Source organism: Streptomyces sp. NPDC025833 (assembly GCF_055558055.1).
Window position 1 is genome coordinate 1 of the sequence record NZ_JBVHNF010000059.1, and the last position, 1,793, is coordinate 1,793.

Annotated in this window: 1 protein-coding gene and 1 pseudogene; one reads left to right on the top strand and one right to left on the bottom strand. The window is 65.6% G+C overall.

Features of this window, described 5'->3' with window-relative positions:
- The first annotated feature begins 222 nt into the window (after positions 1–222).
- A complete protein-coding gene (locus tag ACZ4K2_RS36925; RefSeq protein WP_467481115.1) occupies positions 223–987 on the top strand; it encodes a GNAT family N-acetyltransferase in 765 nt (254 codons plus the stop codon).
- Between the two features lie 48 nt (positions 988–1,035).
- Here ACZ4K2_RS36925 and ACZ4K2_RS36930 read toward each other — a convergent pair.
- A pseudogene (locus ACZ4K2_RS36930) lies at positions 1,036–1,654 on the bottom strand (transposase).
- Between the last annotated feature and the right edge of the window lie 139 nt (positions 1,655–1,793).

Below are 1,793 nucleotides of genomic sequence, written 5' to 3' on the forward strand. Positions count from 1 at the left end.
TCCGGCAAGACCGCCCCTGACGTTCCAGCAGCCCACTACACTCCCGGCGATGCCTGTGACCAGGCAAGATAGCGAAACGCTGCTGGAGTACTAGGGCGTGTATCGAAAGTGCTGGTCGTCGGCGTGGCGCCGCCTAAAATGACATGCGGTCTTCGCCCGGTCGTGCTGGTATCGATCCCTATGAATGATTACTTTCTCGATGAAGCCGACTTGACGGAAAGGATGGAGCGGAACCTGGCGGAACATGCCTGCCATCTGCACCGGAGCATGTCCGGTGCGACCGTCACAGAGACCGGAGACCTCCTGGTCGCGGACAGCGGCCTGGACGACGACACGTTCAACATCGTCGCCGTGGCCCGCTTCACCGCCGGCGACGCCGCGGCCCGCATCTCCGAGACCGTCGGGACGCTGGCCGCCACCGGCCGCGGTTTCTCCTGGTGGGTGGGACCTGCATCAACACCGACAGACCTCACCACCCGCCTGACAGCAGCCGGCCTGCCGGTGTCCGAGCGTGAGACGGCCATGTGGGCTGAGCTGGACGACACCCTGCCGATTCCCTCTGTCCCGGGTATCGACATTCGAACGGTGACCACGCCCGAGCAGCTCGCCGACTACGCCACGGTCCTCGCCGCGAACTGGAATCCACCCGCCGAAACCGTCCGTGACTTCTTCGCCCGGGCTGCTTCCCAGGCGCTGGCCGCGACCTGCCCGGCCCAGTATCTGGTGGGCTACGTGGAGAACCGTCCGGTCTGCTCCGCCGAGGTGTTCCACCATGCCGGAGTCGCCGGCGTCTACAACATCTCCACCCTGGCCGCCCACCGCCGGCGCGGCTACGGCGGAGCCATCACGCTCGCGGCCCTTCACGCTGCGCGCGAGCGAGACCATGGCATCGCGGTCCTGCAGGCATCGGCCGACGGCGAGCCTGTATACCGCCGCCTGGGGTTCCGCGCCTGCGGCCAGTTCGTCGAACACGCCATCAACACCTGAACCTCCACGACTCCACGGACATCCGTCCGTCGCCCCTGATTGAGCTGTTCACAGCCATTCATTGATGGCCGCTACGAGGACAGTGGCCTCATAGCGGCCCGCGAGCTTGTCGTATCTCGTGGCCACAGCCCGGTTCCTTTTGAGGCGGTTGATGCCGCACTCGACGGCATGCCGAGCCTTGTAGTCCTCGGCGTTGAACCCAGGCGGCCGGCCACCGAGAGAACCGAGCCTCTTGCGGTTGCGCGCTTGGTCGGCCTTGTCCGGGATGGTGCAGCGGATGCCGCGGCGGCGCAGGTAGCCGCGGTTCCTGCGGGAGGCGTACGCCTTGTCGGGCCCCGGCCGCATGCTGGTGAGCGCGGCAGACTGCGGAGTCGACACTCAGGTCCCAGACGATCGCTCCTCTCGCATCGGCCAGGGACTGGAGGCGAATGAGAATCCACTGCCAGGTGCCGTTGCGCTGCCACCGACGGAACAAGTCGTAGACCCGGCTCCATGGTCCGTACTCGACGGGCACGTCCCGCCACGGCACACCGGTCCGTACACGGAACCGTATGCCGTCGATCAACTGCCGGCGCGGCCAGACAAGGGGCCGTCCCACTCTCGCGCCCTTCGGCAACAACGGTTTCAGCACTGCCCACTGCTCGTCCGTGAGATCTCCTCGTCCCATGAACGGTGATCATTCCCAGCTCAAGATCCGTTGCGATACACGCCCTAGACGGTGTCCCGTAAATGCTTCGGATCATGCTTGTTGACCTGCTCGTTTGCCTGTCATCCGGTGAGGGTGAGGTTGTGCAGGCGAGCAATGC